Origin of the sequence: Bartonella sp. OC16QHHD (assembly GCF_042194035.1) — a bacterium.
GTDB lineage: Bacteria > Pseudomonadota > Alphaproteobacteria > Rhizobiales > Rhizobiaceae > Bartonella.
In genome coordinates, this window is the sequence record NZ_JBHIMJ010000058.1 from 15,353 (window position 1) to 41,003 (window position 25,651).

Sequence of the window (25,651 nt, forward strand, 5' to 3'; positions counted from 1 at the left end):
TCCACTTGACTTTCCCCTTTGTCTTTTCCCCTCATGGGATCTCTATCACCATAGAACAAAAAGCGATATTTTATGACGCTTTATGGACAAAATCCCCACCGCCCGAAGAGTTCATCACATGACGAAAAAAACACTCCCCATATTCACCACACACAAACACTTCAATATATAAAACTTACATGCCTTCTATCACCGCACTCTCAAAAAGCAGCACGACAACAAGATAAGAAATTATTGATGTAAAACTCCAAACAAAGAAAAGAACGGATTTTCTAATCGAGGTAAACAAATACTGTTAAATCAACGCTTCCATTTTTGATGATGTCACACCTATGCTTTATAGCACCCCTATCACACTTCATAATACCAAAAAATTTTCTCTGCCCTACGCACTATGCGCATCAGAACCAATCAAATAAAACAGAAATGCGCTATCTTCCTACTTTTTTGTTTTTGATTAAATAGCAAGATATAGCTGTAATTCTTTAAAGAGCTTCATACCATAGATTCATTTTATACATAATATCATCAACAGAATGTTTGTATGTGCTGCAGGAAGAATCCCCAGAACGCTCCATATGACCACTGGATGAAGAGCTGTTACAGGATTCTACAAGAAATGCCAGTGACATTGGAGATAACGCATCCTCGCTATCAGAATAATAAGCTGATAAAAAAGTGTAATCTTGTGAAGGAAGTGTCCCCGAATTTACTTGTGATGGAGCGGCAACAAAAAGAGAATTAAAGGTTCTAGGACCAATGACAATATCACCATTCGCTTGCCGCATAATACTTCTTGCAGAGTATATATGATTTGTATTGATTGCCCCCAGCGAAGCCCATTCATCCTGCCATAAATATGCATAATAAAGATCCATAACTTGTTCATGTTGAACAACGTTGTCAGCAGACATGGCTGTATCAAAGAGTGAGTTAGGAACATAATAAAAATTTATATCTGGAATAATTTCATATAGCCAGTACGTTTCATCAGGATTATTAGCAATCTGTTGCCGCGCCATTCTGTAAACTGCATCCATATTTGCAGTTGTAGACACAAATGCTGAAGTCTGTTGAGCAAGAGAGTGCCCAGTTACATGATGTATGATATCCTGATCATCCCCCCAAGGGGCAAAACCTCCTCCAAAGAATATAACAGATGGAGAGCGATCATCTATACGGAAAACCATATGGGGAGGATCAATAGCATATGACAGATTTACATCTGAAAAGAAAAAAAATAAAACTGTCACTAAAAATACTGAGAATGCTCTTTGAAACATTTTTATACCTTTGATATACACTCCATATTTTATACCTGTAACCTCTTGAAGCGTTACAGATATAAAAAGGGAGAAAAACCCCTATTGATCTTATTTTAAAGTGATGGCTAAAACCCTTTTTGCTGGCACATTACCCGCTTCAAAAATAACCATTACTTTTCTGTTCAAAATGACTGCGGTTTTTGCCAAATCCAAAATACTTTTTCCAACAATGTTATCACAGCCCCAAACACCTTTTTGAATGTCTGAAGTAGGGCTGATACCGTATCTGAGCTCTAGGAGACATTGTGCTCCTGCGCTAACGACTTGAACCGAATTAAGATAACCGTTTTGTTCATAAACTCCAGCATGAGAAACACCTGTTGTTAATGCTATTATCACCAAAACGATGGATATTTTTTTCAAAAAGCTTTTCATAATTTACCTCTTTTAAATTTATTGCAACGGACATGAAATGCATCCCCATGCAATCTAATGGATATTTTTAACCTCCTCGCCTCCTTAAAGACGAGAATTTTAACCAGCTTTAGCCCGTGATAAGACTGCCTCATCTCAGTCTATTCTTACCTCTATCCCCGCTGTTGCACGATTTATTTTACAGGCTCTACAGCAAAGCCTTCCCTTATTGATGCCGCGTGAATGATGACTCATGCACACAACAAAACACCGCATGCACAAGCTCTACCATTGGCGATATCTACCACTGACAATGTCTGCCATTGTTAATGTACGTGCACTCTACGGATTCAAAATGTGTCTATGATTTATTGCCTATCGCAAGCGGCATACTGTCAACAAAGACAATTAAGACACGTATTTACAGCCTCACTAAGCTTAAATCTGTCTAACACCAAACGCTAGAATGAAATTGCCATCTAAGCTCAAACGACGATTGATACAAAATCACTCAGTTTAAAATAGAATCAACTGTAGTTGAATATCTTAAGATAGATCCTCAATACCGATAACTCATGAATTCTGTAAAACATGAACGATTATACTCTGAGTAAAAACTGTAAATCAGAAAACTGCTAGGGTTAAAATAGCCTTAGTGTAGAAGATTGACCATTTTCCAAGCATCGCCTATTTAAGTCACAACGAATACAGATAATACGCTTAATTATCACGCACTCTCAGCCCTCGAATAACATTGATTGAATAGTTACTTCTGTAACAAATATCAACGAATTGCGATGTACTGTAAGCTCTATAGGCCAGCTCAACAATCTCAGGACTTTGAATATGAAATGTTCTTCCTACAATTTTTGACATTTCTGGCTCTTCTGTAGGCCTCGTTTCTAAAACAGAGAGAATATTTACCCCTTGCAAATTTTTATATGGAATGACAGAAATATTATTGATGATTTGTGAGCGAACCATTGTTCCGCCGATATCTGAACAATCATCTGAAATAGTCCACAAACGTGCAGAAGCTGGTCCAGTAAGACACAAAGCTAAAAATATTAAAATCAATTTTTTCATTATAGAATACCTCTTTTTCATTTTTGGTTGATCAAAAAAATAAATGCTCTATGGACAGGCAAATAACTATCCTGTTCACAACTATCTATCTCACTGCTTTAAAGGAGCTAAATCCCATAGAGACACAAATCGAGATGGTTAATCACCCATCGTTTTACTTTTATCCGCTTCTTCAGCGTCTTGTTTGTGTTTCACATCTTCAAGATCTTTGATAATCGTTTTCAATTGTTGTTCTAAAATATCCAAACGCTGTGTAAGTTGGAGAATATTTTGAGTCTGTATTTTATCAAAACATTGGAGATCTTGACGTGTTTGCTTCAACAGAGCATTCAAAGGAGCATGTCCCATTCTTCCGCTAGCATAAAGAACCACACGAATACATTCAGGATCATCAATATCAGCAATAGAAAATGGAAAAAGTGCCATTATATCCCCCTTTTTGATAAGCTAAACGCGTATTAAGCATTTGAATATCTTTTTCCGTTGTACGGCTCTTGCATTCCTCAGACAACTATATGAAAGGCTTTTGAAAAAAAATTTCCTCATCGAAAATTTTTACAAGGTATTTTTTAGATTATATTCTGTTTTTCACCTAAAATGATAATTTTATCACCTGAAACCAAGAAAAATGCATGATCACCTTGATGCTTTGTTGGCTTTCCCCAAAAGGACAAAGCCCGCTCCACCGGTCTTCAAACAATGCCAATCGATAAACAACAATCTGTAAACAATCTGGTTATTATCTAACGGATTTGGCTTGGCTTCCCTCATCAAATGCACCTTGGAATGCATCCCCTGTCTAGAGTTACTCTACAAAAACGCTTCTTTAAGAATACGTACAGACGAAAAACATCCCAATCCATAAAGGTTTAACCGCGCCTCAAACAATAGTATTTTACGACACAACAGGATAAACCATTGTCTTACAGATTTTCTCGTATCACTCTCATTCTGTTTCAAGAAGTTTCCTGACAAGTACAAAATGCATCTAAGAGAGTCAATTACTCACCATGTGTTAAACGCATCGCCAAAAGACTTCGCAAACCCAGCGCCCATTTTGAAAAAAAGAACGCTTTTTGCATACACGCTCTACCCAAAAGAGGGAGAGTACCATTTTGCCTTTTCTCGCTTTAAATAAACATATCCGTTGACCTCTTCCCGCCACCTCAAAAGACAAAGATTTTAGCCCCACATCGGTTTATAAAACAATCCAACTACTCTGAAGGGATTCCGTCTGCTGCTCACTTATATGATTCACTTGCATAAGGCTTAACCAAGCAAGCCTCCACTGAATAGATGTCTCTTCAATACTTAAATGGATCAAGTATTGTATGTCTTATTTTCCTTATATCACCAGCTTCAATAATAGTGTTTTTATGACGGTGTTTGACGGCATAACATAATAGGATAAATTTTACCCATGGGCTTTTTGTCATCGCACAGCAGCGCTTTAAACCCAACGCTTTAATAATGTATCACGATACCACAAGAGAGAAGCATTTTGGATAAAGTCTTTATTCCTCAGCAAAAACTCTATGAATAAAGAAAGGGTTTTTGTTCTCCCCCTACCTTCAATAATCACTGTCTTGATCCTCTAACGAACAATAGGCAAACTTACCTTTAGACATCCAACAAAGGCAGCACAAAAAATAAAAAAATAAAGAGAGTTGAGTTTTTTTCTAAAGCGCCTCAAAACTTTCTACACAATATATTCTATAAGACTTTATATTCAATAAGACTTTTTTTCATAACAAATATTTTGTAAGTATTTTTATCTTTCTCTCAAAGCTTTCATTCTCAGGCTTTGACAGCATAAACCACCGCCATATTGACGGGGCGTGTTTCATCTCCCCCTGTTTTTTGCAACAAGACCTTATGTTCATGCTCTCCCGCAGCCTTCGTTAACCGATCTTTATTGTAGACTTGAGCCAGATGTCTATAATATTCACCGTGATTCATATCCCAAACTACCTCGTCAATCATTGGATAACTATGCTGGTGGTTACCTGTTGAATCTGTTTTTCCTTCATGGGTATGAGATTTAAAAGACTCTTCTTGTCGACTTCCCAAGCGACGTCCTTTATCAATTTCTTTTCCACTATCGAGCCCCCGTAAAAACATTCCACGCAAATCGGGAACATTGAATGTTGTTTGCCCATTTCCTTTTCCCCATGTTTCTCCCAGAACAGCAAAGAGATTGGCATAGTTCCTTCGCGAATATTCTTTACCATCACACAGTAACCATCCAGAGGGTATTTTTTCTGTAGCAAAAGTCCCGATAAATCCAGAAGAAAAAGTTTCAGGCAAAGGAGGAAAGGGCGGAATTTCAGGAAGTTTTATAGTAGGATTGGTTAAAAACCAGCCATCAGCATTTTTTCCGGCAATATCACGCGTATAGACAATTTCATAAAGTCCCCCTTTTTGAATTTCTCCGCCCTTTAAAGGCATAATACCCTCTGGCGTTGCCATATAAGTTGGTCGTGGTAGCAATTGATTTAAAGAAATATTTGTTATTCCTCTGTTGACGCCTTGTGCTTTAAAGCGCACAACAATGCCATCCATATAAGTCTCAAAAAAAGACTTTGTTGCCAAACGAAGTGACGTTCTCTCGTTTTCCACATCGACAGTAAACTGTGTTTCAATCCCGCCTCCATTATCCAACAAATATTCTTTGATGCGTTGCATCATAGCGCGAGCACTATCATTGACTGTGCTTGGTGGTTGCCCTTCTGCCCAGTTTATATTCTCGTCGACATAAGCATTTTCTGATGCAACAATTGACCAATCATAAATCGAACTCATAGAAGATACTCTTTTTTCAAAAAGGGAAAACGAGCAAAAAATGAAGAAAAGAAAGCCGCAATTTTATTTTTAGATGCCGGTATTTTCTCCCCTTTCATTTTTTCCATTTTCAGGCCTATTTTGTCATAATCAACATGCAATAACTTTGTTTTCGCATTGACATAAACAGCTTCAGGGTTCACACGCAACACGTCTTGCGCCATAACGCCCTGATAACGTTGTGGATTTCCCTTATAATTAAAGGTATAAAGTGGATATCCCTTTTTCTGCCCCACAGGGATAATATTTTCTTTTGCTCTCACGTCACAAAGCCCTAAAATTCCTCCGACCAATCCAAGTACTTGCTGCGCATCACGCAATGGATCTTTTGTCACAGAAGGCATTGTCGTGGATTTTCCTGAAGTCGTTCCGTAATTTCCAGCAGCCTGTGTTCCTACCTGTAACAAACTTTGCAATCGGTTCCAATCTTGATTATCTTTTTCTGACCATTTTTGGCGTTCAGCATCTAAGACATTTTGGCGGTTTATATCTTGAATCATACCCCCTTTCAAAGCATTGCTTTGCACGTTACTCTGTCCTTGATAATAGCTATTTGCCGCATTAACTTGATCATTCTGAGAGCGATCAATCATCTGGTTTGCATTCATCATATTGTTAATATCTTGATTATATTGCTGTGCTGCAGCATTTGTTGCCAAGGCGCCTAACTCATCGGCCAGCACACCAGTATGAGCCCCAGAGCCATAACGTCCTGCTCCCGACATCGATTGATTAATTGCATCGGACGTTTTATTCAGAGCATTTTGCAATGCAGTATTAAATTTACTATTGCTTCCAATCCAGCTTCCCTTAGCCATACCGGAAAGATTTGTAGCGCTGTTGGTTGGTGCACTCAACCATTGCGTTACCGTTGGATTGTTATAGAGCCCTGCTGCTTGTTGTAAACCGGTCAGCGCATTTTTTGTCATATTGCTAAGACCAGCGACTCTGTCTCCCTGATAAACGTTTCCGCCAATTCCCTTATTATAAAGTCCAAGTGCATCAGCACTGGCTTGTTTAAGAATATCAGCCGCCCAAGCAGGTGGAGCATTTGTTTGTGTTGTTGTCTGCACTTGAGGTGTGGTTTTTCTACTCATGGGTTCAGAACCTTTCTATATTGAATAAGATTACGAGAATATCCGTGATGAGCGAGCTTTTTCGCCCATCCAGTTCTTCCAAACATGTGCATTTCTTCAGCATTAATTGTTCGCGCCCATTTTTCGACTTCATCAATCAACTTGACCAATTTCAGCCCTCCCTCTCCAGCAAGATCAGAGAGAACGACGCATTTTTTCCCCGTATGGGTTATTTCAACTTTGGTAATTGCAAAAGCACTAAATTGGATTTTATTTTTTAAGACCAGCCACAATTGTGCTTGTCCTGTAGCGATTTCTTCAGCGATTTTTTCCAGACAAACATCATCCGGAAAGCGCTGAGCATATTTCTTCAATGCAGCATTGAGAGCCTCTTGATAGGGAGCTATTTTTTCCCATGGCCACCGCTCTGTCAGATGAGCAGAATATAAATCTTGACTCTCTTGCATCATAATTTTAGCTTTTTTAGCTTTGTCACTCATCTCTCCTCAAATAACATCCCCCTACGCATTTCACGCATTCCATGCCCCCCGCACAATAAAAGAAAAAAGTCTCCATCATCCCTTTGTCACAACAAAGGAGGAACTTTCTTCTTTATAAAAATAAACCATGGTGCAGCCTATTTTTCCTTTATCGCAGAAAAGCATGAAACATAACGCACCACCTTGTTCCTTTGTTTATAAAGGTTTGGGAAGCCTATGGGGCATTTGTTCTTTAATAATAGAGGCTTGAGCCTATCGCATGGTATTACAAAAGGACATGCCTATCGCATGCCGGCCCGCGTCAATTCCACATCAAATCCAGTGACATGAGTCCAATTCACCCCTTCAGGAATACGCAATTTAAAGCGATAAAACCGTGCCCTTGCGCGACAATGAATTTGTCCAGTATTATAAGAAGGCTGTTTTTCTGGTAACCAAACAGTTTCCTCTTCAAGAGATTGTCGAAAGCGCATTCCCACAGACAAATAAAACTTTCCACTATTGACTTGAGGCATAATATTTTTCACCCGTGTTATCATGCCATTTGTCTGCCCCATTTCTTGTGATGTCACAACACAAGCCATAGGACACCCAGAAAACGAACCCAGTCTTCCCTGTTGATCAAATGCCCCCAGAATAGGCGATTCATTTTTCCAAGCTTTACTATCAAGAGAAAAGGATAAATCGTCAATATTCTTAGTCACAAAATCAAGACCTTCCAGGGTTGTTCCGGCTAAGAAAATAGGCAATACCATTTTGATATCGACGAGAGCTTTTGTCCATTTTTGCAACCCCCAATCATAAATGAGCAAGATACGTTTATGAAGATTCTCATCAGAATCAACCATCCAATAAACACGATTATACACCCCATCGATAGCAGCAGATAGAGTGTACAGATTATCCTTCCTTGATTTTGCGGTCATCGTTCGATCGACTTTTTCGAACCCAATGGGTATAATCTGTCCCTCATTTGTTATTTGATAAAACCCGCCCTCATCGGCAAAGAATGCTAAATCGCCTCTACAAACAATTGATTCAGCATTTTTTGCGCCTCGTTTATCGTGGATTTTTTGGAAACTAAAAATAATCTTAGAGCCAGGGATAAAAGAACCGGCATAGATTGCAGAACGCATAAAGATAATTGGATTTGTTGTCTCCGTTGCCCCTTGGACGAATCCGCCATCAGGAAAATCTTGATAATCACAACTTTTTTTCCCCACGGTCCAAAATTCAGCATCATTTAATCCAGACCAATGAACCCTTCTTGGATGCTCGGTTAATTTCATCAAACAAACGAAATCTCCCCAGATTCGAACAATCCCTGCCTGTGGTGGATTTCCTCCTAAATTTCTAAATGTTTTATCATGGTTAATATCAATCACTTGTGGTTTATCATTGGCATTCACCGCAATGATAAAATCACCAAACAAAGCAAAAGACCACGGAGCATCAACATTAGCCAGATAAGATTTTCCTTTTTGGCTAATATCTTTCCAGTTCATTGTTGTATTATCAAGTAAGTAGATTTTATCTCTTGTCCCGACAATAATAGAAACCCCATTTTTTGTTTTAACCGCAAGAGTGCCTAAGATTGGCTCCGGACAAGGCTCTGATAAAGGTTCAAAACTTGGCATAGGGATATAGGAGCCATCCGCCGGGAGCACATTAACAAGTTCATCGGTAAAAATTCCATTGATATCCGCCACATCGGGTCGATAATCAGCGATTGGGAAAAAAGCCATCAAGACCCCCATAAAATCTTTGAAGAGCCCAGTGCCATTCAAAACACCAAGGCTTATTGATAAAAAAACCACAAAAGCCCTTAAAACTCTAAAGGCATAAAATTCAACAAAATAAACAACCTAAAGTTGTTTAACGCACCGAAAAAACGATACCATAAATAATGGCCACCCCAGCGCCATCCACCAGCCCTTCACCATCCACACCCAACGGCGCAATCCAGCCATAAGCGACAAACCAGCCACCAGAGCCAAACCAACCTTCAACGCCAGCCATAAACGATTTGGAAAAAAGTCTTTTAAAAACGCATTGGGCGAATCTTTGAAAAACCTTTTCGGCGCGATGTTTCAATGCGCAAAGCTTGAAGCTGTTCTTGAAAATCTCTGAAAGAAACGGCGGCATATTCAGGATCTTTAAGAATATTTTTATAAAGTTCATATTTTGCCCGTGCTTTAATAAGATCAAAAGCATAAATCAACCAAGGGTTATCATCCTCTTTCAGCTGTTCATCGGCAAAATGAACAGGAGCATAAGAAAGCTGTACAGTTTCCACATGTTCTGGTGTTGGAAAGAGTCCTATTTTTTGATCAAGGCACGTATAAAAGAATGGCGTTCCTAGCGCAGGATGCATACCATATTGTTGATAAAACACTTCCAAGGGCATAAAGAACAACTTTGTTGGTGTTGCATCCTTTGTTACTAAAAAGACGCCCTCCAAACTCTTTTCTGATTCAATAAAAACCCCCTCTTCTTGCCCATACCATGTTTTACCACTTTGTGTTTTAAACGTCCTTTCTCTTTTTTCATTAAAGAAAAAGGGTTCGCGTTCACACAAACGCAAAGCCGTAAAAATTGAATCTTGAATTTGCAGGGAATATTCCGCTGTTGTATCGTCAATTTCATCTTGAATAAGCGCGACCATATAAGCAAAAGTTTTAGAATGATCTGAATGTGTAAGGTTTAGATTTTGGGGATCCGTGGATAAAGTGGTCATAAGCCTGTCCTTGTTTCTGGAAGCATTTTAAATTTTTCCCCCAACAGATCCCTCTTGTTGGGGGAAGAGAGCAAACATTCGCTTTAAGCGGGTGCTCCATAAGTTGGAATGACAATAGTGCCAAAATCCTGAGCCCCTTGCGTACTTCCTGGCAAGGTAAAGCAAGTTTTTTTCATACCAATAATGGTTTTTGCCGCAACCCCGAATTCTCTTTCATAGTCGAAGAGTTCTTCCACCAATTTATAGCGTGTTGCTCCTCGATCTTTACCAAAAGCAATCACAGCACTCTGCGCACCAAGCAGAACAGCACGACGCACATTTGGCACAGCTTTGTTAGCCGTCCCAGATTCAACCCCTTCGGTAATATGTTCAGCTTCGCGCAAAACCACACCATTATACATGCCCAACGATCCATCATAGAGCGGATTTTTGATACGACTTCCACTATAGATTGCCTTGGTAATGTCGAGCCATTGCCCCGCATCTGTATTGGTTCGCAATTGTGTCACTTGGGTTGGATGTAGATAAAGCACATAGACATTTTCCCCATCGAGCCGCACAGGTCTAATTTTAGGATTTGCCAATTTAGCTCGTTCAACTGCTTTATCAATCAAGCTGAGATCAAAAACATCGTCTTCTTTTAAGTCCTCATCTTTTGCTTTATCATTAGGACGTACCACGCGTTTATTGGTTGGTGCCGTTGGCGCATTAAACCCATAATGGACAGGTTTAAGAGTAATCGTACGTCCCTCAAAGTTAATTGTTTTTGCGGTATACCCGCAAACTTGAATGAAGAACATCATACTCAGACGATCTGCATACCAATCAACCAAACCATTTTTTGCCTCGGTGCGCAAATCATGAAGAATTCGTTGTTGATCAATCGTTCCCTCATTTTTGACACGCACAGCATGAACGAGTTCATTAATTGCCAAGCGATCATTGAGAAACTGTAAAGCTTCTTCATTGCCTTCCAATGTCTGCCCTTCGCTCACCCCATCGCCTAGCAACTGCACACGCAAATTAAAGCTAATAGCATCTCCACTTGCTTTCGTAGTTTCATCTTTTAATTGTACGATACTGTTTGAATCATTTCCAATCAACGGTGCAATTGGAAGTGCTTTTGAGACTTCTTGGTTTAGTAATTTAGACCATGTGCGCACTGCCATTGGGTCATTAAGTCCGATATAAGTTACAGTCATTTTGTCCTCTAAAAGTTTTATTGACATAAAAAACCCGGCAAAGCGCCGGTTGTTAAAACACCACATTTCATTTCAAATGGTGAATAGGTTGTTTGTGAGTTTTATCTAATTTCTGTTAGCGTCTGCCTCCCCCTTATAAGAGCTCTCCTCTCCACATCCGTGTTTGAGAAATCCCCTCGCATTCTCCTGCGCTAAAAGCCTCTTAACATTCCCGCAAAAAACACCTGCCACATTCTTGTTTTTAAAATTCTCTTCCCCCCATTAAACGATTAAAAGCGGCTTTATTTTTAGGATCAGCAACCCAAGCGCTAAACTCTGCTTCTGACATTTTATCAAGCATATCCAAAGAAATCGGCCCATTTGGCGTTAAACCGTTATAAGCAGCAAGAGTACGTGCAGAATTGTGTCTTTCCTGTAAATTTTCACCCATGTTATTGGGAACATTTGTGTAGCCAATTTTTTGTGCGATCGTGTAAATCACTTCAGCCGGATTTTGATTTTTTTGCGCACAATCGCGCAAGATCTGCTTCAACTCATCACCAATCAACGCATCAATATTTTTGGGATCGGCCATCTCAGGATAGAGCGAAGCACAAGCTGCCAATTGTTTAGCCCGTGTTTCATAAATAAAATCAGCCGCTTGATCAAAATCATGATGCTTTTGTTTAACACTGGCAACAGACTGCTGAAAAAACGCATGCAACTGTTCTGCTTCGCGAGCCAGAGAAGGCTGTTGTTTTTCATGTGCAAGCCCTTGTTTTTGGAGTGTTTTTCCCAACCATTGCATATAGCCCATAAAGTCTTTTTGCGGATCTGGCGCAGCATCCTCGCCCCCTTGAACCTCTTTTCCAGCCTTTTGCGAAGAGTCCTGTTGTTGAAGCATTTGCCCTTGGAAATTATCTTCAAGAGTTTTTTCTTCTCTTGCAATTTCACCATTTTCTCCCTCTTGTGTTGAGACCAGAAAATCTTGTTTCAATTGGTTTTGTTCTGCCGGCGTTAAGTGTTCTTGATCCATGACATTAGCCTTCTCTTTTTTTTAACAATAAAATAAAATTTTTCAGATAAAACAGCCCCATAAGCACTTATCCCCTCAATGCTCTCTCATCATTTAGCACCAACATTCCCCCAATGCTCTCCACCCCACATGACGGCAAAACTCCCTCTCCACCCTGCTTTTCCCAACAACACTGCCCTACAAAACAGTTCTTTTAAGAAAAGGGAGCCCATGCACTACGAAAATCGATAAGCAATTTATGATATATGGCGTTTATCAGAAGTCACGCATGACAAAGTGTCCTATTGTTGAGCCTTTACTGTCTGCAACATCTGCATTATCTGGTCTGCCCCCACATTATCCCCCATCTGTGCTGAGGCATTTTGCTCTTCTTGAAAAGAGTTTTGCGCCTTTATCGCAATTTTATGAATAAGTGAAGCGGGTAAAGGCGAATAGCGTAAGAGATCGAGCATAATCTCAGGCGTTGCAAAATTTTGCATCAAAGGCAGCAATTGCATGATCAGTGCAAAAGTACGCTCTTTTTCATTAAGACTTGTTGGCGCATCATCCACGACAATATCATATTCCAAACTAGTCACCATTTCGCGTGTCAGCGGCACATACTGGGCATTTTCATCACCGGCAATACGCACCAACCGCCCATCGGACAGATAATTTTGAATAAGATAGAGAATAATTTTTCCCTGTCGTTGCCGATATCGACGCAACCCATCAAAAAAGGAAGCCAAAAGATTAAGTGACGATTGTCGCCGTTGTTGTTCAAGAATGCCAGGCTGATTGACAGCTCGCGTCCCAATAAATTCAGAAGACAACCCCGTCACCTGTTCGAGAGCGCTCTTTGCTTCATTAAACAATTGGAAAAACCCTTGCGGAAATTGTGCCACGGGTTTAGGTTGGATTCTTCCCCCAGACACAGCACCACTTTTCAACCAAGTAATACTATCGGCTCTAGCCCAACTCTCGAGGGCTTGTCGATCATCATCAAAAGCATCGCGTTCTGCCATAATTCCGCCTTTTGATTGGCTATTGAGCAAATGCATCACTTGACTAAAATATTTGTTTGCCCACCGTTGCGGATCTTTTGTTGGCTTAACAATTCCGTAAAATTGCCGGCTTAACTTATCAAAAGTACCGGTAATACACTCCCATCCCAATTGATTGGGTGGAACCAAGGGCTTATCAGGCGCTTCAAGCAGCTTTCTACCTAAAAATGCCCGTTTGACAATTTTTCTGTTCAACCTTGTTGCCTGGACATGAGGAAAGGTTTTGCTTAAATTTTGGAAATCCTGCTCTGAATAATCGACAAACTTTCCACTTAGAGGCTCGAGAACTTTATAAACCACCTCGCGTTCAAACCAGCGACATTCTACCAATGTCACCATTTTAGGACGTTGATAGCCGCTCCCCTCTTCTCCTTGATACCCCCTCTCGGACTGATAACTTTGTGTCATCCCATCGCTGGTTGAATGTAAAAAACTCTGATGTTTAACCCAATCAGCATTAAGATCGCTCCAATGAACATTGGGAAACATTTCCTGCGCCACAGCAAGGGGTTTTTCATCAATATACCATAAGCGTTGTGCATCAATAAGATTAGGCTTGACAGCACTTGCATCCCACACCATTTTCATCGGGTCTAAGCGTGCAATAATTGGTTTTCCTTGTGGATCTTCTTCATAATCAAGGCGTGTATCTGTCCACCCCATTCCGCAAATAATTGCATCTTGAAAAGCATCGGAATCTTCGTATTCCCCGTCAGCTTCATCACGAAACCACTCAGCCGCCCCTGTCAGAATCTGGTTCGCAAAAGCTGCCCCTTCTTGTCGTGGAATAAATTGCACTTGCCTTTTATTATTGCGCTCAGCCCCAATCACGGCATTAATTAAAGGCGCAATACGGTTAAAAGTCATGACCGGTCTGTTTTGTTCGTGCAAGACAGCCAAGTCTTGCTCATTCCATTGCCGTCCATTATAAAAATCGTAATCTTCCTGGGCATTTTTTCGCCATTTTTCGACATGATCAATATCATCCTGATACCAACCCACGAGTTTTTTAAAGAGTGCTTGATTTTCAAGCGTTTCGATTTGATTAAAAGAAGAATCTGTAGACATATTCATTAAAAAGCCATCCATGAAGTTTGAGAATGGTGAAACGAGCGATAAGGTTTTTTTCGCGCTTTAGCATTTGGCTGTTCATAAGCCACACACATCAGTCCAAAGGCATCGGCCCCATGGCTTGCCCAATCATGTTCAGCGCCTAGTCCGATATTGCGCTGTTCGTCGCGCTTTTCATGATACCAAGCAAGCGCTTTTCTGCCCGCACATGTCGTTTCACGATTAAACCATAGTGCAGGAAACAACCGCCTTACGGCTTCGATACGCATTTTCACAGCGCCAGTTCCTTGATTAGGAATTATTTTGGTTTGAAAACCGGCTTGTTGAAGGGCACTTTCAAAACTCACATTATAGACACGATCTTTTGTTGCGCCATCATGAGGCAAAACCATAAGAGCCTTTTCATATCCCCTTTGAAAGACCCAGCCCACATGTTCTGAGAGAGGTTGACCTTGGGCTTCATAATAATCGAGCACTCGGATTTCCCGTCCAACAAACTGCGCCACCCACAATGCGGTAGCATCAGCCTTTGCGCCTGTTCCCCCGATATCCCAAAAGATTCTCACCTGCATCAAAGGATCCCGTGGAACAGTGGTAATCCGCCCTTCCATTTCGGCTTCCAGCAGACATTTCTGATAATAAGCCCCTTGGACAGCTTGGAGATATTCGCCTTCCCAAATATGGTTATACTGCTCTGGTCTTTGCAGCAAATCGTCCATTCGATCACGATTGAGTTTTTCAGGAAATTGCGGATTATCACGCCAATTGATTTCCACCCCTTTGATATGAGGATTATCGACATTTCGGAAACGCTTTTCCACGGCTGCATTTTCATGGCATGGGTTCCATGTCACCCATAATTCTGCATTCCAATCTTTTCCTTCTTCGCGCAAAGTTGGAATAAGGGTTTGCCAAGCAGTTTCGGTCACGGGCTCGGCTTCATCGACCCAACAAAGGAAAACGCGCCCCATTGATTTAATACTTGCGATATTGCGATCAAGCCCAGCAAACACATAGACGATCCGTCCATCTTTTGACTTAATATATTTATCGCCGATTTCATAATAGTCTTGTAAAAAAGGATAAGATTCGATAGCGCGTTTAATTTCCTCCAAAGAACTTTCATTGAGAGAGTTTTGAAATTGCCGTGCACAAAGAATAATACCGCGTTCTCCAGCCATTCCATGGCGATATCCCACCACAGCAGACATCAAAGCAAAAGAACGTGTTTTTCCAGAACCGCGTCCTCCCCAAGCGGCTCGCACATCGGCATTTCCAGTAAAGACAGGAATAAGCTTTGGAATAAGAGCCACTTGAGCCGTTTTCTGCTCAATTTTTTGAGAAATTTTCTGAACAGTTGTCATTATAAATTTTCATACTTTAGCAATAATTGCGCTACACCCTTTTGCTTATCCCAAGTTTAATGATCCCAGAGCAATTGAACGAAAAGAGCAATTGAACGAAAACGCCCTTCTCAAAAGCAGCGCTTTATCTTTTCTTCATCCTAATATTCAATAAATTTCACTTTTTTGCATGAGATCCCCTTGACCCCACCTATGCGCCCCAAGCCCCCAAGGCACAAAAGCCCCACCCCCTCAAACACCGCGCCTGTCATCCCCCAACCACAAGCAAGGTATCCTCCCCAACCAAATCATAGCCTCAGCACATGGCTCTCAGGCATATCCAAAGCCCAACATCCTCCAATATCATGCCTCTCAAGCATCACCAATCCTCACACTTTATCCCCCAAGATACCCCCACCAAAACACATGCATCAGGCAAGCATAACACTTCTCTCAAGTTTCATGCCCCTCACCCATCAAAACACTGTTCCATATCCACCACACAAATACCCTGCACCAAATTCCCTCCAGCACACGGGGCCCTTACGGCATCATTCACCAAAGCCCCTTCCCAGTATCACGAGCGCCTACAAGCACGATAGCCTCCGCTTCAATCCCCTCAAGATAGGCAATCACCAAAGCAGCCCCCTTGCAAGACATCACCCCACATCACCCACCTCAGCCTAACATTTTTCAATATCACAAGCCTCAGTTATCGAGGTATCACACTTCTCCGGTTCACTATTTTTTGCATTCACTGGTACAATCTCAATACGCGAAACTGTTTTAACCTGCCCTTCTCCAGTCCCCTGAAGAGGCAACACTTTTGCCAGCAGCGAAAAAAAAGGAACAGGATTATTCAACGCATGATATTGAAGATAAGACACCAGCCCATCTTCACCATAGTGATATCCAGCCTGCTCCGCCGCTGTCAGAAGAGCTTCATTAAATCGCTTTGTTGTTTTATTTAAAGCCCCTTTTTTCCGCCCTCTTCGACGTAAGGGAAGACAATGTTCATCTACCATCATCATGTTCCTTCCAACTAAAGAGAAACCAAAACCTCAAACACAAAAAATGACATAAAAATCAGCAACAAAATTTGCCAAGCATTCAACAATTAAAAATGGGACACACCCAAAAAGATAAGAGCCCACATAAAGCCCAAATCCTCCGCTTCATTTTACAGATTCACATTTTTACGCTTTTACATCATTACAGAAAAAAGCCAAATGAAACTCAAAAACCGCCATCCCCACGCCCCTCTGTAAACACGGGTCTGTCAACAAGCTGATTTCTCGTCTATCAGATTTCCCTGCTGATTATTTCATATGGCTATCCCACACTTCAAAGAATGGTGTTTCATCAAACACGCCAGATAAGCTCTGATCTACAATTCGACTTCAAAAAGCAAATTTTCCTCTGCTGAATAAAGCTTCCACCCCGCACCGATTTTAAACTATCATTCAACCTTTTACCCAATAAATTCCCCTACTAACATCAGATTACCGCCCCCAAACATCCCTATTTTACAATATAACAGACTAGAAAATCTTTTAATTGTTCTTGCCAATCCCTTGAAATTACTTTATCACTCAAAGGATATTTTGATCGTCCACGCAACGATCAATAAGGGATAGTAAAGCCCTAAGCTCTAGCGTAAGAATGAACCCACTTTGTGGGTGTCCCGGGATTCCGGGAGTTTTTGCTATGTCCAGGTGTGATAAGCACTAAAAGCAAAAATGCTGACTAGAGCTCAGTACTTTACTACTCCCGGAATACCAATGCGAGGGCGCTCGCAACCGGAGGGGGGCTTGAAGTGCAAACTAAAAATTCACATTTCAACGACATTTCAATAGGTAAAAGAATCCGTTATAGACGTATTTCAATGGGTCTTTCTCAAAAAGAGTTAGGAAGCCATTTAGGTGTCAGTTTTCAACAAATCCAAAAATATGAAAAAGGTTTAAATCGTGTAAGCGCGGGGTGTTTGCTCGAAATTGCTAAAAAACTAGAGGTTCCTATGAACTTTTTTTATGCGGACCTTTTAACAGCAGATATTCCCANCTAAAAAACGAGAGGTTCCTATGAACTTTTTTTATGCGGACCTTTTAACAGCAGATATTCCCACAAAAGAAACTCTCTTACACCACGATCAAGACACATACAGCGAAAAAGAACACGCCCTTTTAAAAAACTTTAGAGAGCTCCAGCCGAAAAAACAAAAAGCAATTTTGTGGTTAATTTCTGATTAGACAAAAGCGCATCAATCGACATCCTTTGCCAATATTCCCCTCTGCCTAAAGCCTTGCCGCCTGATATCACCACATCTCAAAAAAACGGTTTACGGCACCGGTTTACGACATCATAGGATAACAAACTTCAAAATAGGATAAAAACACCAAAACCTTGGAAAAACATCCCCACCCCTCTCACAGAATCTTATCAAAAGATCTCTTCTGATTTAAACGCACAATTCCGATTGTATCATTATGATACCTTTTTACATTTACCTTGTCAAGTTTTTATATTTTTCTTTTGATATTTTTGTGTTTTTCTTTAAGGGAGCCACATCCCTCAAAACACCTTTCCTGCAAAATGCCCCTCATACAAAACACAATGTCTAAAACAACAAGAGCTAAAATAGGATTTCCCCACTAAATAGGATTTCCCCTCTAAATAGGCTTTCATTGTATTGCTCATTCACCCACTTATTAAAAAAAACACCTCTCAATGCTTCTCACACCCATTTCACGGATATCCCCATACAAATATAGATGCAACTATAATTGTTAAGCTCCGCATAGAATATAAACGCCCACCACGAGATTTTTCTCTTCACATCTCTTTACACATCAGCTCTGCAATCTGTTCACAGCCATTCCCCACACACTCTTCTCCAGAAAACGCACTTCAACAACACTCTTCATCCCAACTTTCTCCTCCATTCACGAAGACACTTCCCCCAATCCTCGCACCACATTCCATGCCATGATAAAAGCTCTCACAAAGCACAAATCCTCCGCTTCATTTTACAGATTCACATTTCTACGCTTTTACATCATTACAGAAAAAAGCCAAATGAAACTCAAAAACCGCCATCCCCACGCCCCTCTGTAAACACGGGTCTGTCAACAAGCTGATTTCTCGTCTATCAGATTTCCCTGCTGATTATTTCATATGGCTATCCCACACTTCAAAGAATGGTGTTTCATCAAACACGCCAGATAAGCTCTGATCTACAATTCGACTTCAAAAAGCAAATTTTCCTCTGCTGAATAAAGCTTCCACCCCGCACCGATTTTAAACTATCATTCAACCTTTTACCCAATAAATTCCCCTACTAACATCAGATTACCGCCCCCAAACATCCCTATTTTACAATATAACAGACTAGAAAATCTTTTAATTGTTCTTGCCAATCCCTTGAAATTACTTTATCACTCAAAGGATATTTTGATCGTCCACGCAACGATCAATAAGGGATAGTAAAGCCCTAAGCTCTAGCGTAAGAATGAACCCACTTTGTGGGTGTCCCGGGATTCCGGGAGTTTTTGCTATGTCCAGGTGTGATAAGCACTAAAAGCAAAAATGCTGACTAGAGCTCAGTACTTTACTACTCCCGGAATACCAATGCGAGGGCGCTCGCAACCGGAGGGGGGCTTGAAGTGCAAACTAAAAATTCACATTTCAACGACATTTCAATAGGTAAAAGAATCCGTTATAGACGTATTTCAATGGGTCTTTCTCAAAAAGAGTTAGGAAGCCATTTAGGTGTCAGTTTTCAACAAATCCAAAAATATGAAAAAGGTTTAAATCGTGTAAGCGCGGGGTGTTTGCTCGAAATTGCTAAAAAACTAGAGGTTCCTATGAACTTTTTTTATGCGGACCTTTTAACAGCAGATATTCCCACAAAAGAAACTCTCTCACACCACGATCAAGACACATACAGCGAAAAAGAACACGCACTTTTGAAAAACTTTAGAGAGCTCCAGCCGAAAAAACAAAAAGCAATCTTGTGGTTGATTTCTGATTAGACAAAAGCACACCCATCAACATCCCTCGCCAATATATCCAACATCCTTAAAATATAAGCTTCAGATCACGACACTTCAAAGAAGGCAATTTTATCAGACAAGACAGATAAGCCCTGCCCTAAAATATTCCCTCACACACCTTTCTCCAGTCAACGCGATTTATACCCCTCTTCATCCCAGCTTTCCCCGCTCCATTCACAAATGCGTCCCCTAGTTCTCCGACCACATTCCATGCCAAGACAAAAACATACAACGCATAAATCTTTCACTTCACTTTTACGGATTCACATTTTTACGCTTTTCCATCTTTACAAAAGGCAGCAAATGAAACTGTTCTCCCAGCGTCTTATACTGCTCTGTCAAGAATCCAACATCTTGTAGCAGTTTCCTCCTACCAACCACTCAGACAGATCAGCATACCATACCCCTCAAACAACGGATTCAACAAGCAAGGCTTTTCTGAATATTCTTACACCCGTCCCTCTCCAACACAAAGAGCGAAAGCTCCTACAAATACCGATCAATTCCGCTTCGAAGCAAATACTCCACCAAAAAGACAAAGCTTCACACACACACCAAAAAGCTTCTCCCACAGTGCCAATTTTCACATGCTTCATCCCCAGCTTTCCCCGCTCCATTCACAAATGCGTCCCCTAGTTCTCCGACCACATTCCATGCCAAGACAAAAGCATACAATGCATAAATTCTTCACTTCAATTTTACAGATTCGCGTTTTTACGCTTTTCCATCTTTACAGAAAGCAGCCAAACGAAATTTCCAAACCAGCCCACCACTCAATAAACAAGAGTCTGTTAACAATCCCACTTTTTATCGAGCACATTGCATTTGGGCAACCACCTCTCACCACCCCTCAAAGAATGCTGTTTCACCAGACACGGACAGATAACCCCTACCCTCCAATATCCAGACACTCTCACAAAAAGCACCGTATAAATTGATATGCTTGAAGGTCTCTCGACGGCATATCCTTGCCTCTAATGCCCCCATCTCACCCTATCTCAAATGACAATATTTTACAGCATAAGGCATAAGAATATAATGAGATAATTTTTAAGATACAAAAAAATGCTCTCATTTTCCAAATCTTTTAATTGTTCTTGCCAATCCCTTGAAATTACTTTATCACTCAAATGGTGCCTTGATCGTCTACGCAGCGATCAATAGGGAGTTGAAGCCCGAAAACTCAAACGTTAATTTACCCCACGTTGTGGGTATCCCGGAGTTCCGGGAGTTTTTGCTATGTCCAAGTGCCATGAGCACTAAAAGCAAAAAGCTGATTTGAGCTCAGTGCTTTCAACCTCCCGGAATACTCATGCGAGGGCGCTCGCAACTGGAGGGGAGCTTGAAGTGCAAACTAAAAATCCACATTTTAATGACATTTCAATAGGTAAAAAAATCCGTCACAGACGCATTTCAATGGGTCTTTCTCAAAAAGAGTTAGGAAGCTATTTAGGTGTCAGTTTTCAACAAATCCAAAAATATGAAAAAGGTTTAAATCGTGTAAGCGCGGGGTGTTTGCTCGAAATTGCNCTACGCTTCTCCACATTTACAAAACGCAGCCAAGGAACGGTTCACCACCCCGCACCACTCTATAAACAATAGTCTATAAACGAACCCAGCTTTTTGCCTAGTACCCCTTACAAGTCTTCAGACGCCCTCCTCAAACGACAGCACTTCGTCAGGCTTGACAAATCAAGCCCTATCTCCTTAAAAACCGCCATCCTTCACGCATCTCTTTGCACCAACGCCTTACCCACACTCTCCCCCTATCCATGCGCACACTCTCTTCATCCTCCATTCCTCCTTTTTCTCTCCCATCACACACTCACAACTTAACAGCACTCTTCATCCCAGCGTTCCCCGCTCCATTCACAAATACATCCCCCAATCCTTCCCACCACATTCCATGCCATGATAAAAGCTCTCACAAAGCACAAATCCTCCGCTTCATTTTACAGATTCACATTTTTACGCTTTTACATCATTACAGAACGCAGCCAAAGGAAACTCCCAAACCACCACGCGATAATTTGATAAAAACAAAACACCTTTACAACAATCTCAAACAACAGATTTCTGTAAAGAGCTCATATGAATTTGATTGTTTAGATCTGACTATTAGATTGGCATATAGAGCCGTAGAACAGAAAGTAATTTTCTATAAGACAGAAACGATAAAAGCGCTATATAACTGAGACAGAACATGAAGAATTGCAAACAGATAAAACGACATCTTTCTTCGTTACAACACTGAAATTGTAAACGAGACGACGAATAACTATCGTCTGAATATGCAATTTCATATCTGCAAATTTTTATTGATTAATTCAATCCCAACACTTCCCCTGAAACACATTTCTTCATTATCTACTTCTTTGAGACAAACCGGCAAAGGGGTTTCATCTATTATAAGTACGGAAATAATAACGGGTTACTCCAACCTCATCATAAGAAACCATAGACATGATACCTGTCTTTATTGGCGTTATTTGATAAGTCAAGATTACACCATTTTGCTGTTTGTTTGGTTGATCTGTATAGATCACGTTATATCCATTCCGTCGCAAGAGATCAATAAATAGAGGAGTAAAGTTGTCTTCTGTTTTATTTTTTTTCACAATAAGTATTGTTGTAGCGGGCGGTAAAGGTTTTTTAAGATTACGAACAAAATCGTTAGCAATTAATTTTACATCATCTTTCGTAATATTTGGACTGACATAACTTGATGAATAATTACTGATAGATGCACAACCAGCCACCAATACAAGCGGTAACGGAAATAAATATTTTGACATCTTAACTCCCCTATTAATTGCATTCTCTCCTGAAAAGCTCCTACACCAGAAATAAGAGCCTCCTTTCAAAGAATAGCCTTAACAATATACTGCTTTACTATCAAGCATTAGTTAATCACTTTCTCGCTTGTTTAAAAAACGACCACCATCTCTCATAGTACTCAAAGCTTATGTTTAAGACACAAAATATATATGTTAAAAGTACGAAAAAACACATGTAAAGCATATAGTATATGTATACTTACTTTCATGGTGTGTTGCATTACATAAACCAACGCACAGCACCCTTCATTTCCCCTCCATTCACGAAAACACTTCCCCCCAATCCTCGCACCACATTCCACGCCCCCAAAAGCCCAAAGTGACCAAAAACACGCACAATATATAAACCACAAATCCCCCACTTCACTTTTACAGATTCACATTTTTACGCTTCTCCACATTTACAGAACGAAGCCAAGGAAAGGTTCACCGCCCCGTACCACTCTATAAACAACGGTCTGTAAAGAATTCAAATGCTTGCCTAGCAAGTTTCCACCACTGACCACTCATTCGTTTCAGATCACCCCCCTTCAAAAAGCGGTGTTTTTACCTCATGAATAAGATAATGAGCGAACCGTCTTTAGAAAAAAGAAACGGCATGGAGATATCAAATATATCAATGGTCGTCATCGACTGTCGTGTTAAGAGGTGTTAACTCTTTATTTTTCTTAATTTTTACAACGCCAATAATTCCCGTGGAAATAATTAATGCGGACATAGCTAAAAAAGAGCTTAACAATCCCACGAGTGCCAAAAGTCCAGCAATAAAGCCAGACATTGCTTCGGCAGAGTTCGCTAAAGTTGAAAAGGTTCCAAAACTCTTACCAAAATCTTCACGACGAGAATATAATTGAATAGCTGAGACTAAACCAATATCCACAAAGGCACCAATAAATCCTAAAACAAATGCTAACACGAGAAGGAATTTTAAATAAAGTCCAGCAGCTAAAGGCATAACAAACAGGATAACCCCATAAAGAAGCCAAAATATCATGAGCTTCAACGATGTAATATTTAATATAATTTTACTATAGAACAAACCACCAACAATAGTTCCAACAGCCATGAGAGAAAAAATATAACTCACAAGGCTCTCCTCTCCCCCCACAAAAAGAACAAAAGCTGGAATTAAAAATCTTAAAATAGCACCCGTAAAGAGAATAGCAAACGACGATCCAACGAGCGTAATAAATAAATTATTATTTTCTGTAGAAATATATTTAAGATATGAAGCTGTTTCTCGATAAATTTTTATAAAATTGAATGATTTATTCTCGCTTGAATTTAAATTCATGAGATTAAATAACACGATAATAGATATAAAATAGGTAAAAAAATCAAAAATGAGTACTGCCGATTTATTTGCTAAAAAAAGCAGTATGGAACAAACCAAAGGGCCAATGACGGCTGCCGTTTCCATGATAATTTGAGCAATGCTATTGGCCTTTGTAAGATCTTTTATTGAAAACATTCTGGGAATAGCAGCTTGAAAACTTGGTTGGAAAATACTTCTTCCTATCGTTGTACATATTGCTGCAAAAATAAGAACAATGATATGTGCTGTACCTGTTATATAAGTTATAAAAACAAACAATGAAGCTAATAATCTAACAACTTCACTTAAGATCATATTTTTCTTCAAAGAAAAATTATCCGCTAACCAACCTCCTATAGGGCCAAAAAAGAGAAAAGGGATAAATCGAAAAAAATACACAAGACCTGTAAAAAAGGTGTTATCTGTTAATTCTAAGACCAGTAAAATAAAAACAACTTCATAAGCATAATCACCAACTTTGGAAATAAAGAGAGAGCAAAAAAGAGCTAATGGACTCTTTTTTAAAAACAAATTCATATCAACCATCCGATGTTAAACTTTGCTACACTTAAAGTTACACTTCCTTCGCTACAATTGGTGATATGAACTTCAGAAGAGTCTTTTATTCTAATAAATCGCTTAATAAGTTAAGTGAAAATTTTTAAAGAAATACTCCTCTTGATATAAGCATTTACTCTAATATCAAGTAATATCTTTAAAAAAAGAAAGAATGTAAAAATTATGAGATCACAATCTTCCATATTATTACATTGACCTCCACCCCACGTCTCAAAGAATGAAAATTCCCAACCAGCACTAGTCTACAATCCCACAATAAAAAGCAACTTTCCCCACAAAATAAAGCTTACACCCAACCACTTCTCAAACGACAGCACGTCATCAGGCTCGACAAATCAAGCCCTATCTTCTTAAAGCCGCCATCCTTCACGCATCTCTTTGCACCACCGCCTTACCCACACTCTCCCCCTATCCATGCGCACTCTCTTCATCCTCCATTCCCCCTTTTTTCTCCCATCACACACTTAACAACTTAACACCCCTCTTCCCTCCAGCTTCCCCCTCCATTTATGAAAACACTTCCCCCCAATTCTCGCACCACATTCCACGCCCCCAAAAGCCCAAAGTGACCAAAAACACGCACAATATATAAATCCATAAATCCCCCACTTCACTTTTACGGATATACGTTTTTACGCTTTTACATCTTTAAAGAACAAAGCCAACGAAAAGTTCACCACCCCGCACAGCTCTATAAACAATAGTCTATAAACGAATCCAGCTTTTTGCCTAGTACCCCTTACAGTCTTCAGACGCCCCCCTCAAACGACAACACTTCATCAAGCTCAACAAATCAAGCCCTGCCCTCAAATATTCTAGCTCTTCACTCCCCCTAAAAGAGCAGTGTTTTACGGCATAATAGAATAGAAAATTTTTGATTTTTCTTGCCAATCTTCTGAAATTACTTTATCACTTAAAGTGTGATTTTGATCGTCCACGCAACGATCAATAGGGAGTTGAAGACCCGAAACCTAAACATAAATTTATCCCGCTTTGCGGGTATCCCGGGATTCCGGGAGTTTTTGCTATGTCCAAGTGCTTCTCAGCACTAAAAGCAAAAAGCTGATTTAGGTTCAGTATTTTCAACCTCCCGGAATACCAATGCGAGGGCGCTCGCAACCGGAGGGGGGGCTTGAAGTGCCAACTAAAAATCCACATTTTATCGATATTTTGATAGGCAAAAGAATTCGCCACAGACGCATTTCCATGGGGCTTTCCCAAAAAGAATTAGGAAGCCATTTAGGTGTCAGTTTCCAACAAATCCAAAAATACGAA

At 40.2% G+C, this 25,651-nt stretch carries 25 protein-coding genes and 2 pseudogenes; 5 read left to right on the top strand and 22 right to left on the bottom strand.

Translation table 11 applies throughout. The features are described from left to right. Positions 1-72 precede the first annotated feature (72 nt). Positions 73-243: a hypothetical protein gene (locus ACFIK1_RS05950; RefSeq protein WP_375633301.1), complete on the top strand. Its 171-nt coding sequence runs from the start codon at positions 73-75 to the stop codon at positions 241-243. Positions 244-485: 242 nt separating this feature from the next. On the opposite strand, the gene ACFIK1_RS05955 is transcribed toward ACFIK1_RS05950, so the two are convergent. The 17 genes from ACFIK1_RS05955 to ACFIK1_RS06035 form a co-directional block, all read right to left on the bottom strand. Further along, complete coding sequence (locus ACFIK1_RS05955) at positions 486-1,283, bottom strand: hypothetical protein (protein WP_375617997.1); 798 nt, start codon at positions 1,281-1,283, stop codon at positions 486-488. A gap of 90 nt (positions 1,284-1,373) precedes the next feature. Next, a complete protein-coding gene (locus tag ACFIK1_RS05960) occupies positions 1,374-1,700 on the bottom strand; it encodes a hypothetical protein (RefSeq protein ID WP_375633303.1) in 327 nt (108 codons plus the stop codon). 699 nt (positions 1,701-2,399) lie between these two features. Then, positions 2,400-2,765 carry a hypothetical protein gene (locus ACFIK1_RS05965; RefSeq protein ID WP_375617995.1) on the bottom strand — a complete coding sequence of 122 codons (366 nt, stop codon included), beginning with the start codon at positions 2,763-2,765 and terminating at the stop codon, positions 2,400-2,402. Between the two features lie 138 nt (positions 2,766-2,903). After that, the gene (locus tag ACFIK1_RS05970; RefSeq protein ID WP_273791311.1) at positions 2,904-3,191 is read right to left on the bottom strand and encodes a hypothetical protein; all 288 of its coding nucleotides are present in this window, start codon (positions 3,189-3,191) and stop codon (positions 2,904-2,906) included. Positions 3,192-3,401: 210 nt separating this feature from the next. Continuing rightward, positions 3,402-3,536: a hypothetical protein gene (locus ACFIK1_RS05975; protein WP_375634555.1), complete on the bottom strand. Its 135-nt coding sequence runs from the start codon at positions 3,534-3,536 to the stop codon at positions 3,402-3,404. Between the two features lie 39 nt (positions 3,537-3,575). Further along, complete coding sequence (locus tag ACFIK1_RS05980; protein ID WP_375617994.1) at positions 3,576-3,725, bottom strand: hypothetical protein; 150 nt, start codon at positions 3,723-3,725, stop codon at positions 3,576-3,578. A gap of 837 nt (positions 3,726-4,562) precedes the next feature. Then, the gene (locus ACFIK1_RS05985; protein WP_375662316.1) at positions 4,563-5,567 is read right to left on the bottom strand and encodes a phage tail protein; all 1,005 of its coding nucleotides are present in this window, start codon (positions 5,565-5,567) and stop codon (positions 4,563-4,565) included. After that, entirely contained in the window at positions 5,564-6,703 is a 1,140-nt protein-coding gene (locus ACFIK1_RS05990; RefSeq protein WP_375662317.1) for a tail fiber domain-containing protein, read from the bottom strand. The genes ACFIK1_RS05985 and ACFIK1_RS05990 overlap by 4 nt, the downstream gene beginning before the upstream one ends. Next, a complete protein-coding gene (locus ACFIK1_RS05995) occupies positions 6,700-7,182 on the bottom strand; it encodes a hypothetical protein (RefSeq protein WP_375662318.1) in 483 nt (160 codons plus the stop codon). The genes ACFIK1_RS05990 and ACFIK1_RS05995 overlap by 4 nt, the downstream gene beginning before the upstream one ends. A gap of 281 nt (positions 7,183-7,463) precedes the next feature. Then, positions 7,464-8,927 (bottom strand): hypothetical protein, encoded by a 1,464-nt coding sequence (locus tag ACFIK1_RS06000; RefSeq protein WP_375633309.1) that lies wholly within the window; start codon positions 8,925-8,927, stop codon positions 7,464-7,466. A 130-nt stretch (positions 8,928-9,057) separates the two neighbouring features. Further along, positions 9,058-9,201, bottom strand: coding sequence for a hypothetical protein (locus tag ACFIK1_RS06005; protein ID WP_375662319.1), 144 nt, complete (start codon positions 9,199-9,201; stop codon positions 9,058-9,060). Between the two features lie 22 nt (positions 9,202-9,223). After that, positions 9,224-9,919: a hypothetical protein gene (locus ACFIK1_RS06010; RefSeq protein ID WP_375662320.1), complete on the bottom strand. Its 696-nt coding sequence runs from the start codon at positions 9,917-9,919 to the stop codon at positions 9,224-9,226. Between the two features lie 83 nt (positions 9,920-10,002). Further along, positions 10,003-11,121, bottom strand: coding sequence for a N4-gp56 family major capsid protein (locus tag ACFIK1_RS06015; RefSeq protein WP_375643242.1), 1,119 nt, complete (start codon positions 11,119-11,121; stop codon positions 10,003-10,005). A 241-nt stretch (positions 11,122-11,362) separates the two neighbouring features. After that, positions 11,363-12,136 (bottom strand): hypothetical protein, encoded by a 774-nt coding sequence (locus ACFIK1_RS06020; RefSeq protein WP_375662321.1) that lies wholly within the window; start codon positions 12,134-12,136, stop codon positions 11,363-11,365. Positions 12,137-12,417: 281 nt separating this feature from the next. After that, positions 12,418-14,268, bottom strand: a complete 1,851-nt coding sequence (locus ACFIK1_RS06025) for a portal protein (protein WP_375643234.1) — start codon at positions 14,266-14,268, stop codon at positions 12,418-12,420. Further along, on the bottom strand, positions 14,253-15,614 hold the full coding sequence (locus tag ACFIK1_RS06030) for a PBSX family phage terminase large subunit (RefSeq protein WP_375662322.1): 1,362 nt from the start codon (positions 15,612-15,614) through the stop codon (positions 14,253-14,255). Before ACFIK1_RS06030 ends, ACFIK1_RS06025 begins: the two co-directional genes overlap by 16 nt. A gap of 662 nt (positions 15,615-16,276) precedes the next feature. Then, the gene (locus ACFIK1_RS06035; RefSeq protein ID WP_375662327.1) at positions 16,277-16,618 is read right to left on the bottom strand and encodes a hypothetical protein; all 342 of its coding nucleotides are present in this window, start codon (positions 16,616-16,618) and stop codon (positions 16,277-16,279) included. Between the two features lie 791 nt (positions 16,619-17,409). Here ACFIK1_RS06035 and ACFIK1_RS06040 point away from each other — a divergent pair. Then, positions 17,410-17,842: pseudogene (locus ACFIK1_RS06040) on the top strand (helix-turn-helix domain-containing protein). 1,413 nt (positions 17,843-19,255) lie between these two features. Next, positions 19,256-19,624, top strand: coding sequence for a helix-turn-helix domain-containing protein (locus ACFIK1_RS06045; RefSeq protein ID WP_375662323.1), 369 nt, complete (start codon positions 19,256-19,258; stop codon positions 19,622-19,624). Positions 19,625-20,052: 428 nt separating this feature from the next. Here ACFIK1_RS06045 and ACFIK1_RS06050 read toward each other — a convergent pair whose 3' ends face one another. Then, on the bottom strand, positions 20,053-20,241 hold the full coding sequence (locus tag ACFIK1_RS06050) for a hypothetical protein (protein ID WP_375662324.1): 189 nt from the start codon (positions 20,239-20,241) through the stop codon (positions 20,053-20,055). Positions 20,242-20,992: 751 nt separating this feature from the next. Here ACFIK1_RS06050 and ACFIK1_RS06055 point away from each other — a divergent pair. Next, positions 20,993-21,172, top strand: a pseudogene (locus tag ACFIK1_RS06055) (helix-turn-helix domain-containing protein); the annotation flags it as partial. An 872-nt stretch (positions 21,173-22,044) separates the two neighbouring features. Here ACFIK1_RS06055 and ACFIK1_RS06060 read toward each other — a convergent pair. The 4 genes from ACFIK1_RS06060 to ACFIK1_RS06075 form a co-directional block, all read right to left on the bottom strand. After that, positions 22,045-22,440 carry a hypothetical protein gene (locus ACFIK1_RS06060; RefSeq protein WP_375633316.1) on the bottom strand — a complete coding sequence of 132 codons (396 nt, stop codon included), beginning with the start codon at positions 22,438-22,440 and terminating at the stop codon, positions 22,045-22,047. Positions 22,441-22,702: 262 nt separating this feature from the next. Continuing rightward, a complete protein-coding gene (locus ACFIK1_RS06065; protein WP_375662325.1) occupies positions 22,703-22,849 on the bottom strand; it encodes a hypothetical protein in 147 nt (48 codons plus the stop codon). A gap of 249 nt (positions 22,850-23,098) precedes the next feature. Then, a complete protein-coding gene (locus tag ACFIK1_RS06070; protein ID WP_375662328.1) occupies positions 23,099-24,334 on the bottom strand; it encodes an MFS transporter in 1,236 nt (411 codons plus the stop codon). 514 nt (positions 24,335-24,848) lie between these two features. Further along, positions 24,849-24,974 (bottom strand): hypothetical protein, encoded by a 126-nt coding sequence (locus ACFIK1_RS06075; protein WP_375643223.1) that lies wholly within the window; start codon positions 24,972-24,974, stop codon positions 24,849-24,851. Positions 24,975-25,582: 608 nt separating this feature from the next. Between ACFIK1_RS06075 and ACFIK1_RS06080 the strand changes: the two genes are divergently transcribed. Then, positions 25,583-25,651: helix-turn-helix domain-containing protein (locus ACFIK1_RS06080; RefSeq protein ID WP_375662329.1), on the top strand; the 69-nt coding region annotated here is incomplete at its 3' end.

Excerpts from the sequence above, each read along its gene's own strand:
- ACFIK1_RS06030 (WP_375662322.1), bottom strand. The coding sequence starts at position 15,614 with ATGACAACTGTTCAGAAAATTTCTCAAAAAATTGAGCAGAAAACGGCT.
- ACFIK1_RS05970 (WP_273791311.1), bottom strand. The coding sequence starts at position 3,191 with ATGGCACTTTTTCCATTTTCTATTGCTGATATTGATGATCCTGAATGT.
- ACFIK1_RS05985 (WP_375662316.1), bottom strand. The coding sequence starts at position 5,567 with ATGAGTTCGATTTATGATTGGTCAATTGTTGCATCAGAAAATGCTTAT.
- ACFIK1_RS06010 (WP_375662320.1), bottom strand. The coding sequence starts at position 9,919 with ATGACCACTTTATCCACGGATCCCCAAAATCTAAACCTTACACATTCA.
- ACFIK1_RS05995 (WP_375662318.1), bottom strand. The coding sequence starts at position 7,182 with ATGAGTGACAAAGCTAAAAAAGCTAAAATTATGATGCAAGAGAGTCAA.
- ACFIK1_RS06070 (WP_375662328.1), bottom strand. The coding sequence starts at position 24,334 with ATGAATTTGTTTTTAAAAAAGAGTCCATTAGCTCTTTTTTGCTCTCTC.
- ACFIK1_RS05955 (WP_375617997.1), bottom strand. The coding sequence starts at position 1,283 with ATGTTTCAAAGAGCATTCTCAGTATTTTTAGTGACAGTTTTATTTTTT.
- ACFIK1_RS06060 (WP_375633316.1), bottom strand. The coding sequence starts at position 22,440 with ATGTCAAAATATTTATTTCCGTTACCGCTTGTATTGGTGGCTGGTTGT.
- ACFIK1_RS06000 (WP_375633309.1), bottom strand. The coding sequence starts at position 8,927 with ATGGCTTTTTTCCCAATCGCTGATTATCGACCCGATGTGGCGGATATC.
- ACFIK1_RS06015 (WP_375643242.1), bottom strand. The coding sequence starts at position 11,121 with ATGACTGTAACTTATATCGGACTTAATGACCCAATGGCAGTGCGCACA.
- ACFIK1_RS06075 (WP_375643223.1), bottom strand. The coding sequence starts at position 24,974 with ATGGATTTATATATTGTGCGTGTTTTTGGTCACTTTGGGCTTTTGGGG.
- ACFIK1_RS05960 (WP_375633303.1), bottom strand. The coding sequence starts at position 1,700 with ATGAAAAGCTTTTTGAAAAAAATATCCATCGTTTTGGTGATAATAGCA.
- ACFIK1_RS06050 (WP_375662324.1), bottom strand. The coding sequence starts at position 20,241 with ATGAAGCATGTGAAAATTGGCACTGTGGGAGAAGCTTTTTGGTGTGTG.
- ACFIK1_RS05965 (WP_375617995.1), bottom strand. The coding sequence starts at position 2,765 with ATGAAAAAATTGATTTTAATATTTTTAGCTTTGTGTCTTACTGGACCA.
- ACFIK1_RS06020 (WP_375662321.1), bottom strand. The coding sequence starts at position 12,136 with ATGGATCAAGAACACTTAACGCCGGCAGAACAAAACCAATTGAAACAA.
- ACFIK1_RS05990 (WP_375662317.1), bottom strand. The coding sequence starts at position 6,703 with ATGAGTAGAAAAACCACACCTCAAGTGCAGACAACAACACAAACAAAT.
- ACFIK1_RS05975 (WP_375634555.1), bottom strand. The coding sequence starts at position 3,536 with ATGAGGGAAGCCAAGCCAAATCCGTTAGATAATAACCAGATTGTTTAC.
- ACFIK1_RS06035 (WP_375662327.1), bottom strand. The coding sequence starts at position 16,618 with ATGGTAGATGAACATTGTCTTCCCTTACGTCGAAGAGGGCGGAAAAAA.
- ACFIK1_RS06025 (WP_375643234.1), bottom strand. The coding sequence starts at position 14,268 with ATGGATGGCTTTTTAATGAATATGTCTACAGATTCTTCTTTTAATCAA.
- ACFIK1_RS05950 (WP_375633301.1), top strand. The coding sequence starts at position 73 with ATGACGCTTTATGGACAAAATCCCCACCGCCCGAAGAGTTCATCACAT.
- ACFIK1_RS06005 (WP_375662319.1), bottom strand. The coding sequence starts at position 9,201 with ATGGCTGGCGTTGAAGGTTGGTTTGGCTCTGGTGGCTGGTTTGTCGCT.